The sequence below is a fragment of the Kineosporia corallincola genome, from assembly GCF_018499875.1.
GTDB lineage: Bacteria > Actinomycetota > Actinomycetes > Actinomycetales > Kineosporiaceae > Kineosporia > Kineosporia corallincola.
This window is the reverse complement of sequence record NZ_JAHBAY010000007.1, coordinates 58,925-74,652: the sequence shown is the minus strand read 5'-3', so window position 1 is coordinate 74,652 and position 15,728 is coordinate 58,925. Positions and strand designations below refer to the sequence as shown.

Annotated in this window: 14 protein-coding genes; 7 read left to right on the top strand and 7 right to left on the bottom strand. The window is 72.5% G+C overall.

The features are described 5' to 3' along the window. Positions 1-116: 116 nt before the first annotated feature. On the bottom strand, positions 117-842 hold the full coding sequence (locus KIH74_RS17795; RefSeq protein WP_308113862.1) for a DedA family protein: 726 nt from the start codon (positions 840-842) through the stop codon (positions 117-119). Positions 843-903: 61 nt separating this feature from the next. Then, positions 904-1,443, bottom strand: a complete 540-nt coding sequence (locus tag KIH74_RS17790; protein ID WP_214157099.1) for a GNAT family N-acetyltransferase — start codon at positions 1,441-1,443, stop codon at positions 904-906. 124 nt (positions 1,444-1,567) lie between these two features. Between KIH74_RS17790 and KIH74_RS17785 the strand changes: the two genes are divergently transcribed. Then, positions 1,568-2,209: a type II toxin-antitoxin system PemK/MazF family toxin gene (locus KIH74_RS17785; RefSeq protein WP_214157098.1), complete on the top strand. Its 642-nt coding sequence runs from the start codon at positions 1,568-1,570 to the stop codon at positions 2,207-2,209. On the opposite strand, the gene KIH74_RS17780 is transcribed toward KIH74_RS17785, so the two are convergent. Further along, on the bottom strand, positions 2,175-3,695 hold the full coding sequence (locus tag KIH74_RS17780; protein ID WP_214157097.1) for an MFS transporter: 1,521 nt from the start codon (positions 3,693-3,695) through the stop codon (positions 2,175-2,177). The two genes, KIH74_RS17785 and KIH74_RS17780, sit on opposite strands and share 35 nt — an antisense overlap. Before the next feature lie 94 nt (positions 3,696-3,789). On the opposite strand from KIH74_RS17780, the gene KIH74_RS17775 reads away from it, so the two are divergent. Continuing rightward, positions 3,790-4,368, top strand: coding sequence for a TetR/AcrR family transcriptional regulator (locus KIH74_RS17775; RefSeq protein WP_214157096.1), 579 nt, complete (start codon positions 3,790-3,792; stop codon positions 4,366-4,368). Between the two features lie 18 nt (positions 4,369-4,386). Further along, a complete protein-coding gene (locus tag KIH74_RS17770) occupies positions 4,387-5,304 on the top strand; it encodes a threonine/serine dehydratase (RefSeq protein ID WP_214157095.1) in 918 nt (305 codons plus the stop codon). On the opposite strand, the gene KIH74_RS17765 is transcribed toward KIH74_RS17770, so the two are convergent. Then, a complete protein-coding gene (locus KIH74_RS17765; RefSeq protein WP_214157094.1) occupies positions 5,291-6,385 on the bottom strand; it encodes an acyltransferase family protein in 1,095 nt (364 codons plus the stop codon). The genes KIH74_RS17770 and KIH74_RS17765 overlap by 14 nt on opposite strands. A gap of 130 nt (positions 6,386-6,515) precedes the next feature. On the opposite strand from KIH74_RS17765, the gene KIH74_RS17760 reads away from it, so the two are divergent. Then, positions 6,516-7,538, top strand: coding sequence for an ATP-dependent DNA ligase (locus KIH74_RS17760; protein ID WP_214157093.1), 1,023 nt, complete (start codon positions 6,516-6,518; stop codon positions 7,536-7,538). Between the two features lie 51 nt (positions 7,539-7,589). Here KIH74_RS17760 and KIH74_RS17755 read toward each other — a convergent pair whose 3' ends face one another. Then, a complete protein-coding gene (locus tag KIH74_RS17755) occupies positions 7,590-8,573 on the bottom strand; it encodes a dihydrodipicolinate synthase family protein (protein ID WP_214157092.1) in 984 nt (327 codons plus the stop codon). Between the two features lie 514 nt (positions 8,574-9,087). Then, complete coding sequence (gene xylB, locus KIH74_RS17750; RefSeq protein WP_214157399.1) at positions 9,088-10,494, bottom strand: xylulokinase; 1,407 nt, start codon at positions 10,492-10,494, stop codon at positions 9,088-9,090. A 143-nt stretch (positions 10,495-10,637) separates the two neighbouring features. Between xylB and KIH74_RS17745 the strand changes: the two genes are divergently transcribed. Next, positions 10,638-11,189 (top strand): SDR family NAD(P)-dependent oxidoreductase, encoded by a 552-nt coding sequence (locus tag KIH74_RS17745; RefSeq protein ID WP_214157091.1) that lies wholly within the window; start codon positions 10,638-10,640, stop codon positions 11,187-11,189. Between the two features lie 15 nt (positions 11,190-11,204). Here KIH74_RS17745 and KIH74_RS17740 read toward each other — a convergent pair whose 3' ends face one another. After that, positions 11,205-12,707: a mannitol dehydrogenase family protein gene (locus KIH74_RS17740; RefSeq protein WP_308113860.1), complete on the bottom strand. Its 1,503-nt coding sequence runs from the start codon at positions 12,705-12,707 to the stop codon at positions 11,205-11,207. Positions 12,708-12,937: 230 nt separating this feature from the next. On the opposite strand from KIH74_RS17740, the gene KIH74_RS17735 reads away from it, so the two are divergent. Both KIH74_RS17735 and KIH74_RS17730 read left to right on the top strand, forming a co-directional pair. Then, entirely contained in the window at positions 12,938-14,254 is a 1,317-nt protein-coding gene (locus tag KIH74_RS17735; RefSeq protein ID WP_214157089.1) for an ATP-binding protein, read from the top strand. Positions 14,255-14,257: 3 nt separating this feature from the next. Beyond that, positions 14,258-15,727, top strand: coding sequence for a leucine-rich repeat domain-containing protein (locus KIH74_RS17730; protein WP_214157088.1), 1,470 nt, complete (start codon positions 14,258-14,260; stop codon positions 15,725-15,727). Position 15,728 lies beyond the last annotated feature (1 nt).

The window sequence follows — 15,728 nt, the reverse complement described above, 5'->3', positions numbered from 1 at the left end:
CACCGCCGTCCGCCCCAACCCTTACGCGGCTAGAGGTTAAGCGGTGCCGGCTGAGAACGTCCTGACATCAGGCCGGTCCTGAGCGCCGATCACCCGTCCGGGTGCAGGCCAGGAACTCAGACCCGCGAGCGCCGGGCCGTGCCGTGCCGCGAGGGGGTGCGGCGGTACTGGATCACGCGGCGCCCGATGCCGAACGCGAGCACCCCGGCGATCGCGGCGTAGAGCACGTAGTCGAGGTAACCGGCATAGGACTCGACCTTTTCGTACTGCGTTCCGAGGGCCATGCCGCCGCCGATCAGGATGCCGTTCCAGATCGCGGTGCCGAGCAGCGTCCAGCCGGTGAACTTCCACAGCGACATGCCGGCGGCGCCGGCGGGCAGGGAGATCAGGCTGCGCACGCCGGGCACGAACCGGCCGGTGAACACGGCCACCGAGTCGTACTTGCTGAACCAGGCGGCGGACTGATGCACGTCGTCGGCGTCCATCAGCGGCACCCTGGAGGCGATCCAGGCGGCGCGCTCCAGGCCGATGGCGGCGCCCAGCCAGTAGAGCACCAGCGACCCGAGCACCGAGCCGACGGTGGCCAGCAGGAACACGGCGGCCAGGTTCAGCTCGCCGACCTGCACCTGGTAGCCGGCCAGGGGCAGCACCAGTTCACTCGGGATCGGCGGGAACACCACCTCGAGGAAGCTCAGCACCCCGACGCCGATCGCCCCCAGGGCGGCGATCAGGTCGAGGACGAGCCCGGTCAGCCCCCCGATCTCACCGGAGTGCGATGCCTCGGCGGTCTGGGCGCGGGACGCCAGGAGCGGGGTCAGCGGAGGTGTGAGAGCAAGGGCCACAAGGGTTTCGACTCCGGCGGGGAGGCGGCGAGTTCCCGATCCGGCGACTTCGTGACGTGGGTCACCCGATACCGACCGTGTCGTCGGCCCAGATCAGTTCCTCGCCCTCCACGTTGATCGTGGGGTGCATGCCGATCGCCCGGGCGACGCCCTTCGAGGCACTGTGCCGGGGATGGATCGCCGCGGTGAACCGGTCCACACCGTTGCCCCGCAGCCAGATCATCATCTCCGCCGCCGCCTCCCGGGCGAACCCGTGGCCCTGCGCCTCGTAGGCCAGCACCCAGGCCAGCCGGGCCTGGAGCGGCACCCGCCGGGCCGGCGTCACAGTGGCCTGCACGGTGCCGACCACCCGGCCGGTGCGGTGCCGGATCATCCAGTTCAGCCAGCCCGCCGAGCCGTCCGGCGCGTGCCCCTCGGCCTGCCGGGCGAAGCGGGTGCGCAGGTCTTCCAGCGAGGCCGGCTTACCGCCGGTGAAGGCGTGGATGCGGTCGTCGGACATCCACGGGTAGGCCTCCTCCGCGTGCTCCGGCCGGATCGGTTCCAGGTCCAGGCGCGGCGTCTTGAGATAGGTGGCGACCGGCCACGTCAGCTGTGTGCCCACCGGGCCGCTCCCCTCGTCGCTGCGGACCTCACCCCTGCCTCTTCGGCACGCGCGGCGCAGCACAGCACTGCTCCGGACGAATGGGAGGCAGGTCACACCGGGACGGGTCTCGTAGGGTGCGGGCATGGCGAACGGATTCTGGTCAACGCTGGCGCGTCTTCTCGGACTGGGCAAACCGGATCGGTCCACGCAGACCGCCCCCCGGCCCAGGGCTCCGAAGCCGGCCCCCACCAGGCCCACCGCACCGAAGCCCACCGCCCCGAAGCCCTCGGCCCCCAAGCCGGCCCCGCCGCGCAACCGGCCGGCGGCGGGCCCGTCCGCGCCCTCGCGTCGTCCTCAGGCCGACCACGGGAAGAGCGCCTACGCGGGCGATTTCACCGGCCGGGCGAAGATCGACTACGACCCGAACGAGGACGGCAACGCCGACCCGGGCGAGGTGGTCTGGGCCTGGGTGCCGTTCGAGGAGGACCACAGCCAGGGCAAGGACCGCCCGGTGCTGGTGATCGCCCGGCACCGTGGGCACCTGCTCGGCCTGATGCTGACCAGCAAGGACCACGACCGTGACGCGGTGCACGAGGCCCGCTACGGCCGGCTCTGGATGGACGTCGGCACCGGCGCCTGGGACCGGCAGAACCGGCCCAGTGAGGTCCGGCTGGACCGGGTGCTCCAGTTGCTGCCCGACGCCGTGCGCCGCGAGGGGGCCACCATGGAACGGCCGCTCTACGACCAGGTCACGACCGCGGTGCGGAAGGCGAAGGGCTGGTAGGAACCACCTTCCAGGCCAGCACCCCGGCGAGCACCAGCAGCACCGCCGCGATCCACGAGGTGGCCTGCATCGCCTCGGCGAAGGCGTGCCGCGCCCCAGCCAGCACGTCTCCGCCGCCGAGCGCCTGGGTGGCCCGGGCCAGCGAGTCGTTCACCGCCGCGCCCACCGGCCGCGGCAGGCCGGACAGGTCGGGCAGGTGGTGCCGGTACAGCACGCCCTGGAGGCTGCCCAGCACCGCGATGCCGACGGCGACGCCCAGCTCGTACGACATCTCGGAGATCGCCGAGGCCGCCCCGGCCCGCTCGTGCGGCACCGAGCCGAGCACCGCGTCGGTGGCGGCGGTGAACACGATGCCCACGCCCAGGCCGATCACCACCAGACCGAGCGCGAGACCGGCGTAGCCGTCGGCGGTCTCGAACACCGACAGCACCGCGAACCCGAGCGCGGACACCAGCAGCGAGGCGCCGAGTGAGCGCCCCACCCCGAACCGGGCGATCATCGGCACCGCCACGACCACCACCACGATCGAGGCGATGGTCAGCGGCAGCTCGCGCAGCCCCGCCCGCAGCGGCGAGTACCCCTGCACCAGCTGGAGGTACTGGGAGAAGAAGTACAGCAGCCCGCTGAACGCGAAGATCGCGATGAACGAGGCCAGCACGGTGCCGGCGAAGGCGGGCCGGCGGAACAGGGTCACGTCGACCAGCGGGTCGGGCAGGATGCGCTGGCGGCGCACGAAGATCAGGCCGAAGGCCAGGCCGGCCAGGGCCGCGCCGAGCCCGAACCCGTCGGCGCCGTCGTGGGTGGTGTGCTTGACGGCCCAGACCAGCGGCACGATCGCGATCACCGACAGCACCGCGCTGACCAGGTCGAAGCGGCCCGGGCGGGGGTTGCGCGACTCCGGCACCAGCCACAGCACGGTGACCACGGTCAGCACCATCACCGGCAGGTTGATCACGAACACCGAGCCCCACCAGAAGTGTTCCAGCAGAACACCACCCACGATCGGGCCGAGGGCCGCGCCACCGGCGCCACCGGTCGACCAGATCGCCACCGCCCGGGTGCGCTGCCGGTCGTCGGGGAACAGGTTGCGCACGATCGACAGCGTGGAGGGCATGAGCGTGGCCCCGGCCACGCCGAGCAGGGCCCGGGCCGCGATCAGCCAGCCCGCGCCGGGAGCGAACGCGGCCAGCAGCGAGGCCAGCCCGAACCCGGCGGCACCGATCACCAGCAGCCGCTTGCGGCCGATCCGGTCGGCCAGCGTGCCCATGCTGATCAGCAGCCCGGCCAGGGCGAAGGAGTAGATGTCGCCGATCCACAGCAGCTGGGTGGACGAGGCGTCGAGGTCGACCGTGAGCGAGGGGACGGCCAGTGCGAGCACCGTGCCGTCCACCGCGAGCAGGGCCACGGCGAGCGTGAGCGGCACCAGGGCGGCCCACTCACGCGGACCGGCGAGCCTGGCCGGAGGGGACATGACGGGAGCACTCATGCCTTCGAGGCTACCGACCATTCGGTCGGTTGAGCAAACCATTTGGTCGGCTATTAGGCTGTCCGAGAGAACCGGGGAGAACCGGCGGACATCGATGGGAGACCAGGTGGCGGAGCGGGAGCGAGACCCGGCGCGGACCCGGCGCACGGTGCTGGACGCCGCGGCCCGGGTGGTGGCGCAGAAGGGCGCCGGGGTCAGCATCGACACCATCGCGAGGGCGGCGGGGGTGTCGAAGGGCGGTCTGCTGCACCATTTCCACAACCGCGACGAGCTGGTGCTGGCCCTGACGGAAGACCTGATGGAACGGTTCGCCGCCGAGGTGCGCGCGGCCGTCGACCCCACCGACCGGGCCGAGGGCCGGCTGATGCGCGGCTACATCCGGGCCTCGTTCGACTCACTGCGCCACGAGGAGTCCCCGGCCGAGCACGTGGCGATGATGGCGGCCGTGGCCACGGTGCCCGGGGTGGCCGAGCTGCTGCGCCGCGACAAGGCGCGCTGGGAGGCCTACTTCGCCGACGACGGCCTCGACCCGCAACGCACGCTGCTGATCTTCCGGGCCACCGACGGCGCCGCGATCGCCGGGCTGTGGGAGGGCGGGCACTCCCGCGACGACCTGGCCCGCGCCCGGGAGATGCTGCTGGCCCTGACCCGTGACACCGGCCCGGTCGTCTAGAAGGCCTAGAGTCGGAGGGTGATCACCCGCGACGACGTCCTGGCCGCCCGCACCCGCATCGCCCCGCACGTGCGCCACACCCCGCTGCTGGAGGCCGACGGGCTCTGGTTCAAGTGCGAGTTCCTCCAGAACACCGGCGTGTTCAAGGCCCGTGGCGCGTTCAACCGGCAGCTGGCGGCCCGCGAGCGCGGTGAGCTCGACCCGGCGGCGGGCGTCGTGACGGCCTCGGGCGGCAACGCCGGTCTGGCCAACGCCTACGCCGCGTCGGTGCTCGGTGTGCCCGCCACGGTGTTCGTGCCGGAGACCGCGCCCGCCGTGAAGGTGGCCCGGCTGCGCGGTTACGGTGCCGAGGTGCGGCAGGTGGGCCGCGAGTACGCCGAGGCGCAGGCCGCGGCGGCGGAGCACGCGGCCGGCACCGGCGCCCTGTTCTGCCACGCCTACGACCAGCCGGAGATCGTGGCCGGGGCGGGCACGCTGGCCGAGGAGATGCTCGACGACGCGCCCGGTCTGGACACGATCGTGGTGGCGGTCGGCGGGGCCGGGCTGTTCGCCGGCATCGCCGCGAGCGTTCACGGCCGCGCCCGGGTGGTGGCGGTGGAGCCGGAGACCTGCCCCACGCTGCACTCCGCCCTGGCCGCGGGTGGCCCGGTCGACATCTCGGTGTCGGGCGTGGCCGCCGACTCGCTGGGCGCCCGCCGGGTCGGCGACATCGGCTGGGACCTGGCCCGGCGCACCGCCCCGGTGTCGGTGCTGGTGCCCGACGCCGCGATCGAGAATGCCCGGGCCCGGCTCTGGCGCGACTACCGGATGCCCGCCGAGCACGGCGCCGCCACCGCCTACGCCGCGCTGACCGCCGGCGCCTACCGGCCGGCCGAGGGCGAGAGGGTGGGCGTGGTGGTCTGCGGCGGCAACACCGACCCGGTCACCCTCGTCTGACGCCACCGAAGGCGTTCTTGAGGCCGAGCGCCGGCTTTTCCACGAACCGCCACGACACGACCGCCACCCCGGCGGTCAGGGCCAGTGTGAGCAGCACGAACGGCACGTGGGTGAAGCGGGCCAGGCCGAGCGCGACCAGGATCTGCGCGATCGGCCAGTGCCACACGTACATTCCGTAGGACAGGTCCGAGCGCGGTTCCCAGGGCACCGGCAGCCGCACCACGGCGTACAGGCACAGGTAGGCGAAGGCCGGGGCGCCGAGGGCCCGGTAGTCGTGCAGCATCAGCGTGCTCGCGAGCACCACCACGGCGCTGCCCAGGGCCAGCCGGCCGTCCACCGGGATCCGGCCGGCGAACAACCACCCGGCCGCGCCGAGCAGGAACACCAGGCCGAACCGCAGCATGTAGGTGGAGCCCAGCGGGTTGTGGCCGGCCTCCGCCGCGACGGTGCAGAACCAGAGGACGACGATCAGCACCGGCACCACCCGGCGCCGGCGGCCCAGCAGGCCGGCCACCCCCAGCCCGGCCACCAGCAGGTAGCAGCACGCCTCGTAGAACAGGGTCCACAGCGAGCCGTTGACCACGTCGGGATTGCCGCCCTCACCGGGTAGCCCGGCGATGCCGAACTGCCGCATGAACAGGGCAGCGTTCGACGCCAGGTAGCTCAGCGAGGACTGCGGGCCGCTGAACACCGAGCCGGCCGCGCGCCCCTCCAGCACGGCCAGCACCGGCGCCACCACGAACGCGGTGCCGAGCATGCACACCCAGAACCCGGGCAGGATCCGCAGCACCCGGTGCCACAGGTAGCGCGGCAGCGAGCCGAGCCGGGACCAGCTGCGCACCACCAGAAAACCGCTGAGCACGAAGAACGCGTCCACGGCCAGCGCGCCGAGCTCGGTCTCGCCCAGGTGCGGCTGGTGGCCGAAGCCCAGGAAGCAGGCGTGCACGACGGCCACGTTCGTCGCCAGCAGCAGCCGGATCAGGTTGAGCGCGTTGTGGCGCGGGTGGAAGGCCGAGGCCAGCGTCGGGTTCGGCACGGCATGCCGGCCGGCGGCTCGAACGCGGGTGGCGGTGGCGGTCACCGGGGAACCCTAACCTTACGTAAGGGGAGAGTTCGCTGAGAGCGTCCGGGACACTCCGGGTTGCGCATGCCCCCTGGTCCGTACGGGTGGCCCACCGCGCGGCGACAGCGGCACGGCGATACCCAGGAACGTGCCCCGCGTCGTCCATCGTTCGAATCTGCCGCCCGCCCCGGACCTGCCGTGGCCGGACGAGCCGATGCTGGCCAAGGCCGTGGACCACCTGCCCTCGGCGCGCACCCTGCCCGGAGGGTGCCAGTACGAGCCGAAATGGGACGGCTACCGCGGGCTTCTGGGCGTTGCGGCCGACGGTGGCGTGATGGTCCGCTCGCGCCGGCACACCGATCTGACCGGTGCGTTCCCCGACGTCGCGGGGGCGGCGGGACGGCAGTTACCGCCCGGCACCCTGCTCGACGGCGAGATCGTGATCTGGGCCGGCGACCGGCTGGATTTCGCCGCCCTCCAGAGCCGGATGACCTCCCGGCAGCGGGTGGCCGGGCTGATCCGCTCCGCCCCGGCGTCGTTCGTGGTGTTCGATGTGCTCCAGTGGCAGGGCACGCCGTTCGCCCAGGAGCCGCTGCGGGTGCGGCGCCGCAAGCTCCAGACCCTGGTGACGCGGTTGGAGCCGCCGTTCGCGATCACCCCGGCCACCCGCGACCACGACGTGGCGGAGAACTGGCTGCGTGACTACGCGGACGCCCGGGTGGGGATCGAGGGGCTGGTGATCAAAGGCCTTGCGGTGCGCTACCAATCAGGCCGCCGGGCCTGGCTCAAACTACGCATCCGCAACAGCGCCGAGGCCCTGGTGGCAGCCGTGACCGGCACCGCGCAACGCCCCGAACGGCTGATCCTGGCTCTGCCCCGGCCCGACGGAACCCTTGAGATCGCCGGTACCACCACGGATCTCACCCCGCGGCAGCGCGACGAGATCGTGCCGTACCTGGAGGTGAGCACCGGCGAGCACTTCCTGCCGGGCGAGATCTCCACCGGGCGGCTCGGCGCCTGGACCAATCCCCGCCGGCTGCCGATCGTGCGGGTCGAGCCCACCGTGGTGGCCGAGGTGCAGGCCGATCTCGCCGATCAGGCCGGATACTGGCGGCACCCCACACGTTTTCTGCGGGTTCGCCTGGATCTGACCGCCGACGACCTTGCTTGAGGACGACGGTGAGCCCGTGCGGGCTCACCGTCGTCTTCAGGTGTGCACCGGCTAAACCGCCAGCCCGCTGGGGGTCTCGGCCAGGTCGGCGAGCTGACGGGCCTCTTCCAGCACCGAGCGGACGTGTTCGCGGCGCCCCTCGGTGACCGGCGTCATCGGTTCGCTCAGCGTGTCCGACTCGATGATGCCCTGCTGCACGAGCGCCGACTTGAGCGCGCCGATCGCCGTGCTGTTGGGGCCGCGCTCCACCTCGGTGGGCACGTACACCTGCACGAGAATGTTGAGAATGCGCAGGATTGCGGACAGTTCGGCGCGCTTGCCGCCGGCGTGGGCCGCCATCGCCCCGACGAAATGATCGGCGGCGATGTTGGACAGGCCGGTGACCGCCCCGTTGGCGCCGATGTCGAGGGCACAGTCGAGCAGCGTGTCCGAACCGGTGAAGATGAGCTTCTTGTCGACGTTCGGCACCTCGACCGTGACCCGGCGCAGGTTGGTCAGGTCGAGCGAGCTGTCTTTGATGCCGACGATCAGGTCTTCGGCCAGCAGCTCGATGATGTTGTAGGCGGTGATCGCGTAACCGGTGTTGCTCGGCATGTTGTAGGCGAGAACCGGTACCGGAGAATGGTTTGCGATGAGCTCGAAGTGCCGGAGAATTTCCGGCTCGCTGACGTTGGCGTAGAACGGGCCGGTGACGACGATGCCGTCGACCTGGTCCGAGACCAGCCGGTCGATACCCTCGAGCACCCGGGGGGTGGTGGGCTCGACGATGCCGACGAGCAGCGGCTCACCGGGCTGTTTCTCGGCCGCCAGCGTCTCGACGACCGTGCCGGCCTGGCTCGGGGTGAGGTAGTGCCCCTCCCCCATCGTGCCGAGGGCGAAGATGCCGCTCACCCCCTGCCGGAGCAGATGAGCCCGCAGGCTGCGCAGGGAGTCGAGGTCAAGACGCCGGTCGGGCGTCAAAGGGGTGCAGATCGGCGGGATGACCCCACCGATCGAGCTGAAGAGAGCTGATGTGTCGTTACTGTCCGCCACCATGATCGCTGTCCCGATCTTCTGTTGTCGCCGGTGCAAGGTCCGTACGGGCGTTCAACATCGAGCCACGCCCGCTGTTACTGGTCGCGCGCCAAAGACGGCTACTGCGTACATCGGCACGCCGGCCGGGAAAGCCCAGACCATCGACAGTGATTTCACGCCACTGCAAACCGTGGCGCCCGGGCCACCCGTGGGGGGCCGCAGGGACCAACAAGACATCGTCGGGCCGAGCAGAATTTTCCGCCCACGGAGCAACATGTTACCCCTCGTGACCGATCGTCGCAGGCATAAACGGGCAGTCATTCTCAGATACGCTGCCAGTACAGCCCTTTCGTGACGTCAACTCCGCGCTTCGGCCCGGGCGAGCAGCGGGCCGGAAATCATCTCCGCCCCCAGCCCCAGATCTCGCACCAGAAGCACGAATTCCAGCCGGCACCGGCCGCTGAGGTGCGGGAGGTCGGCAACCGGCTGGTTCGTGCAAAACCCGCCGTCCTGGTGCAGATTGGACAGGCGGACCTCAGCGTTCGGCGGTCAGCTCCCGCACCTGCGCGTACTGCTCCCGCACCTGCGGCGTCAGCTCACGCACCGGCAGCACCCGCGGTTCCCCGCTGGCCGACCACTCCGGCTGGGCGTCACGGCCGGACAGCACCCAGGCAGCCTGCCGGGCTGCACCGTCGGCCACGTACTCGCCGGGGGTGGGCACCAGCACGTCCAGGCCGAGGATGCCCGGGGCCAGCTGCTGCACCGCCGCGGACTGCGCCGCGCCACCGATCAGGAAGGCCCGCTGCACCGGCACCCCGGCGGCCCGCAGCGCGTCGATACCGTCGGCCAGCGAGCAGAGCAGGGCCTCCACGGCGGCGCGGGCGATGTGGGCGGGTGTGGTGTTCGACAGCCGCATGCCGTGCAGGGCGGCCGTGGAACGCGGCCGGTTGGGGGTGCGCTCGCCCTCGAAATAGGGCACCAGCACCAGGCCGTCGGCCCCGGAGGGGGCCTGGAGCGCCAGCTCGGCCAGCCCTCGGTGGTCCACGCCGAGCAGCTGCGCCGCCCAGTCGAGCACCCGCGCCGCGTTCAGCGTGCAGGCCAGCGGCAGGTAGCGGCCGGTCGCGTCGGCGAACCCGGTGACCAGGCCGGAACCGTCGGCGGTGGGCGCGTCGGCGATCGCCGAGACCACCCCGGAGGTGCCGATCGACACCGCGACGTCGCCCGGGCCGAGGGCCAGGGCCAGGGCCGCGGCGGCGTTGTCACCGGCGCCCGGGCCGAGCAGCCCGCCGAACAGCTCACCGCTGCCGGTGCCGGCCTGCTCGTGCGCACCGAGCACGCGCGGCAGCAGGGCGGAGTGCCCCAGGCCGCGCTCCAGCAGGTCGTGGCGGTACCCCTCGGAGGCGGGCGACCAGTAGCCGGTGCCGGAGGCGTCCGACCGGTCGGTGACCAGGCCGTCGAACCCCTTGCCCCCGGCCAGCTTCCAGGTGAGCCAGTCGTGCGGCAGCGCCACCGCGTGGGTGCGGGCGGCGTTCTCCGGCTCGGCGTCGCGCAGCCAGCGCAGCTTGGACACGGTCAGCGAGGCCACCGGGACCGAGCCGATCGCGTCGGCCCACTCCTGCTCACCGAGCTCACCGATCAGGTCGGTGGCGGCCTGGGCGGAGCGGGTGTCGTTCCACAGCAGGGCCTCACGCACCACCTCGCCGGAGGCGTCGAGGGCGATCATGCCGTGCTGCTGCCCCCCGACCGAGAGCGCGGCCACGTCGTGCAGCCCGCCGGCGTCGTCCACGGCCTTACGCAATGCCTCCCACCACCGGTCGGGATGCACCTCGGTGCCGTTCGGGTGGGGGGCCCGGCCGGTGCGGACGAGTTCACCGCTGTCGGCGTCACGGATCACGATCTTGCAGGACTGAGTGGACGAGTCCACCCCGGCGACGAGGCTCATCATGCTCCCAAAAGCGGCCCGCTCTGGCCGCCTGATCACGGTTTGACCTCAGCATACTGGCCGGTCACCGGGCGCCGGTCGGGCCGATGAGTTCTCCGCCCCCCGGACGTCTGATCCTTCGGGACGCGACGGACGGGGGCCGCATGCGCGATCTGACCGGCATCACCGTCCTGGTCACCGGTGTGACCAGGGGTTTCGGCCGGGCCGCCGGCGAGGCGCTGAGCCTGGCCGGGGCCACCGTCGTCGGGGTGTCGGACGATCCGGGGGCCTGGGCCGCGCGCCTGTCCGCGGCGTTCGGTGAGACATTCGTCCCGGTAAGGCTTTCCGTGGAGGGCGCTGCCACGCAGGTTGAGGGCGCTGCCACGCAGGACAGCGCTGCGCACCTGCTGCTCCGTCACCGTCCCCGGGCACTGGTCCTCGCTCCGGCCGAGGCCGGCGCGTGGGCTCGGCACCTGCCCCCCGGACTCGACCCGCTGATCGTCACGGTGTCCACCGCACCGCCGCCCCGCCGTGCGTCCCCCCGCCGAAGGCACGTTCAGGTGCCGGCCACCGCCGCGACCACAACCGCCCAGACTGCCGAGACCACCCGCCGCATCCCGCCGGCCCTGCTCACCGCACTGCGCCCGGCGCTGGCCGAGATCGACGTGGGCCGTGCGGTGTGCCGGGTGATCGGGCGGCACCTGAGCGCGCCCTGACCACCCGGCACGGTGTCAGCCGAGGTGCGGCTGCGCGTTCACCCGCACCAGGAACTCGCGTGCCCCTACCTCGTGCAGCAGGGCCAGCTGCGCGGTGTACACCTCGGCGAAGCGCGGGTCGTCGGCCAGGTCGCCGAACCAGCGGGTGGAACGGGCCAGCGCGAGCGGGTCCTCGGTCTGCCGGGCGCCGCGGGCGAGCACCTCGTCCTTCTCCACGTCGACCACCTCGATCGGCTGCCCCTGCTCGTCCACGGCCTCGGCATAGCGTGCCCAGGTCACCGCGATCGCGATCGCCCGGGTGCTGACCAGCCCGGCGGCCAGGTTGGCGCGGATCACCGGCACCACGAACTTGGGGATGCGGTCGGAGCCGTAGGAGGCCAGCCGGGCCAGGGTGTCGCGCACCTCCGGGTTGGCGAACCGCTCCAGCAGCGTGGCGGTGTAGCGGTCCAGGTCGAGGCCCTCGGCCACCGGCAGGGTGCGGCGGGCCTCGTCGTCCCAGTAGTCCCGCAGGAACTGCACGAAGAGCGGGTCGGACGCCGACTCGTGGGCGTAGGTGTAGCCCATCAGGTGCCCGGCGTAGGCGATGGCCTGGTGCCCCGCGTTCAGCAGCCGCAGCTTGGCCAGCTCGTACGGTTCCACGTCGGCCACCACCTGCACGCCGACATCTTCCAGCGGCGGGCGGCCGAGCCCGAAGTTCTCCTGGAGCACCCACTGGGTGAACGGCTCGCAGGCCACCGGCCAGGCGTCGTCGATGCCGAAAACACCGGACACCGCCTCGATCACGTCGGGCGTGGTGACCGGGGTGATCCGGTCCACCATGGCGTTGGGGAACGGCACCTCGGTGCGGATGAACCCGGCCAGGTCGGGGTCGACCAGCCCGGCGAACGAGGCGATCGACGAGCGCGCCACCTCACCGTTGGACTGGATGTTGTCGCACGACATCACGGTGAACGGCGGGATGCCGCGCTCGCGCCGCAGCCGCAGCGCCTCGGCGACGTAGCCGTACACGGTGACCGGCGGCTCGCCGCGGCCGTGTCCCTCCACCTCCGCGACGATCACCGGGTTGTCCACGTCGAACGCCCCGGTGGTGTTGTCGATGTTGTAGCCGCCCTCGGTCACCGTCAGCGAGACGATGCGGGTGGTGGGTGCCGTCATCACGTCGAGCACGCGCTGCGGGTCGTCGGGGGCGTAGACGTAGTCGACGATCGAGCCGATCACCCGGGGTTCCAGGTTCCCGTGGCCGTCCTTGAGCACCAGCGTGTACAGGTGGTCCTGCTTCGCCAGGGCCTCGGCCATGGCCTTGTCGTTCGGCATCACGCCGACGCCGCACACGCCCCAGTCCAGCGCCTCGCCCCGGTTCATCAGGGTGTCCAGGTACATCGCCTGATGAGCCCGGTGAAAATTGCCGACCCCGAAATGGACGATGCCCACGCTGACTTCGGATCTGTCGTAGACCGGTTTCGCCACCCTCGCGTCGAGGTCGGGCAGCGTCTTCTGGCTCAGCGGCGTCGCTTTCACGTCCGCCACGATAGGACGTCGCGGGCCGTATCCCCAGAGGCTGGGAAAAACGGTCAGCGGTTCGCCGCAAACGGTCATCACATCGCCGTGGGTGATCGTTCGGTGATCCTCCGCGATCGGACTGAGGACGAGGCGCTGACCTGCCGATGTCGTGTTCAGCCGTCGGCTCCCGCACGGAGGAACTGGTCGGTACTGTGTCGAGGACCGACGATTGAGGGGGTTTCGGGCGGATGACGGTGGACCGGTCGGTGTTCCAGGCTCTGGAGAGCGCGGCGGCGAACACGGCGCCCACCGATCCGGCCGGCGTCCCGCTACGCGTGCACCTGGCCGGGCTGTACCTGTCCGCCGGTGAGCCCGAGCGCTCGCTCCAGCACGCCACCACCGCCCTGGCCGCCTCGCCGCACGACACCACGGCGCTGTCGGTGGCCGCGGCCGCCGCCTCGGCCACCGGCAACGAACAGCTCGCCGAGGGTTACCGCGCCATCCACACGGCGCTGCTCAACGGGGGTTCCGAGGGGCCCGCACCGTCCGGTGGTGGTTCCGGCCAACGGGGGACGCCCACCGGCACCGAACGTCGCCGTCCCACCTCGGATCCCGGGTCGCCGGTGGAGGTGGAGGAGGACGCCGCCGAACAGCCGCTGTCCGAGCCGTTGTCCGAGCCGGCCGGCTGGGACTCCTCCGACCCGGGCACGATCACCCTGGCCGACGTGGCCGGCATGCACGACGTGAAGCAGCGCCTGCACCGCTCACTGCTCGGGCCGATGCAGAACCCGCAGCTGCGCGAGGCGTTCGGCAAGCAGCTGCGCGGCGGGCTGATGCTGTGGGGGCCGCCCGGCACCGGCAAGACCTTCATCGCCCGCGCCCTCAGCGGTGAGCTGGGGGCCGGTTTTCTGTCGGCCAGCCCGGCCGACGTGTACGGCAGCTACTTCGGGCAGAGCGAGCAGAACATCGCCCGGCTGTTCGCCCAGGCCCGGCGGGAGGCGCCGGGTGTGGTGTTCCTCGACGAGCTCGACGCCATCGGCGGGCGGCGTTCCCGCCGCAACACCGACCAGGCCCGGGCCGTGGTGAACCAGCTGCTGCTGGAGCTCGACGGGATGGCCGGCAACGACGGGGTGTTCGTGCTGGCCGCCACCAACGCCCCGTGGGACGTGGACGAGGCGCTGCGCCGGCCGGGCCGTTTCGACCGCACCGTGCTGGTGCTCCCGCCCGACGCGCCGGCCCGGGAAGCGCTGCTGCGACTCCAGTTCGAGGGCCGCCCGATCGCCCCCGACATCGACCTGGCCTCGCTGGTGCGCGGCACCGAGCTGTTCTCCGGCGCCGACCTGGTGCGCCTGGTCGAGTCCGCCACCGAGCGGGCGCTGGAACGCTCCATGCAGGTCGGCATGGTCAGCCCGGCCACCGACGCCGACTTCCAGGCCGCGCTGCGCGACACCCCGCCGTCCACCCGGGCCTGGCTCTCCACCGCCGCCACCTACCTGGCGCACGCCGGCACCGGCGAGGACTTCGACGAGCTCCGGGCCTACCTGCGCCGGCACAGAATCAGCTGACCGTTGACCACCACCGACGCCCCACCGGCGCTGACGACCGGGGTGTGCCTGGGCACCTACCTGATCGCCACCGGCACCGGCTGGGAGCGGTGGTACGACGCGCAGGGCCCCCTCGACGTCCATCAACTGACGCTGGCCCTGGACGCCTCGGCGGAGGCCCTGCACCACCTCGACGCCCTGCCCACCCGTCTGCGCGGTCTGTCACTGGCCGGGCTCCCGGTCACGGACGACGATCTACGCCGCCTCGCCCGGCGCTGTCAGCAGCTGCGGTGGCTGGATCTTCGCGGAACCCAGGTCACCGCGGCCGGTCTCGGCGCGCTCGCCGGGATCCGCCCGCTGCGGCGCATCGGCGTGGACCCGCACCTGCTGCTGACCCGCGACCCGCGCCGGCCGGCCCGCCGGTCAGCCGGCCGGCAGCTGGTCGGGGGCGACCGGCCGCTGGCCGTGGTGAACTCCGGCGTCCCCGCTCCCGACCTGACCGGCCTGCACGAGACGGTGCGCGCGGCCGTGCGCGACCACCCGGGACCGGCCGCCCGGGAACCGGACGAGGCGGTGGCCCGGGCCCGGGTGCTGCTCGACGCCGATCAGCCCGCCGCCGGGCTGGCGCTGGTCGCCCCGTTTCTGGCGACCGCCGAACCGGCCGTGCTGATCGTGACGGCTCGCTGCCTGCTCAAGCTGAACCAGCCCACGCGGGCGCTCGCCGCGCTGGTGCAGGCCCCACCCACCGGCGCCGTGCTGGCCTGGCGGGCCGTCGTGCTCACCACGCTCAGCCCGCCCGAGGCCGCGCGGGTGGCGAAGGCCGCGCTGCGCGAGACGATCGAGAACCAGGTGGCCGAATGGGCGCTGGTGACGGCCTATCTCAACCGCGGTCAGCTGGAACCGGCCGAGCAGGCGCTGCGTCTGCTGCGCTCGCGCACCTACGACGAGATCGACGAGGCCAAGCTGTCGGCCCGGCTGGCCCGGGCCCGGCGGCGCTACCGCGAGGAGACCGACGCCTGGCACCGTCTGCTGCGGGTGGTGCCCGACGACGCCGACGCGCTGGCCGGCCTGGCCCGGGCCCAGCGCTCGGCCCGGCCCTGGTCGATGCGCTGGGTGGGCACGCTGAACCGGGCGGCCGGCGCCGACGTGGGCAAGTACGGCCGCCGGATGATGGAGCAGGTGAGCGGGCACCGGGTGACCCTCGCGGTGGGGGTGGGCCTGCTGTCGTGGCCCGCGCTGTCGCTGCTGCTGGTGGCGGCGGCGCCGCACGCCCGCAACCTCTGGGGCTGGTCGATCGCGCTGGCCCTGCTGGCCGGCAACCTGACCGGCCTGACCGTCTGGCGTCTCACCCCGCCGGAGGTGCGCCGGCTGATCCGCAACGCCGACCGGCTGACCGGCCGGCGGCACGGGCCGAGCTGGCGGTGGGCACTGGGCGGGCTCCTGATCGGGGTGACCTCGATCCTGACCGTGCCCAGCCTGCTCCCGCTCCCGTGAT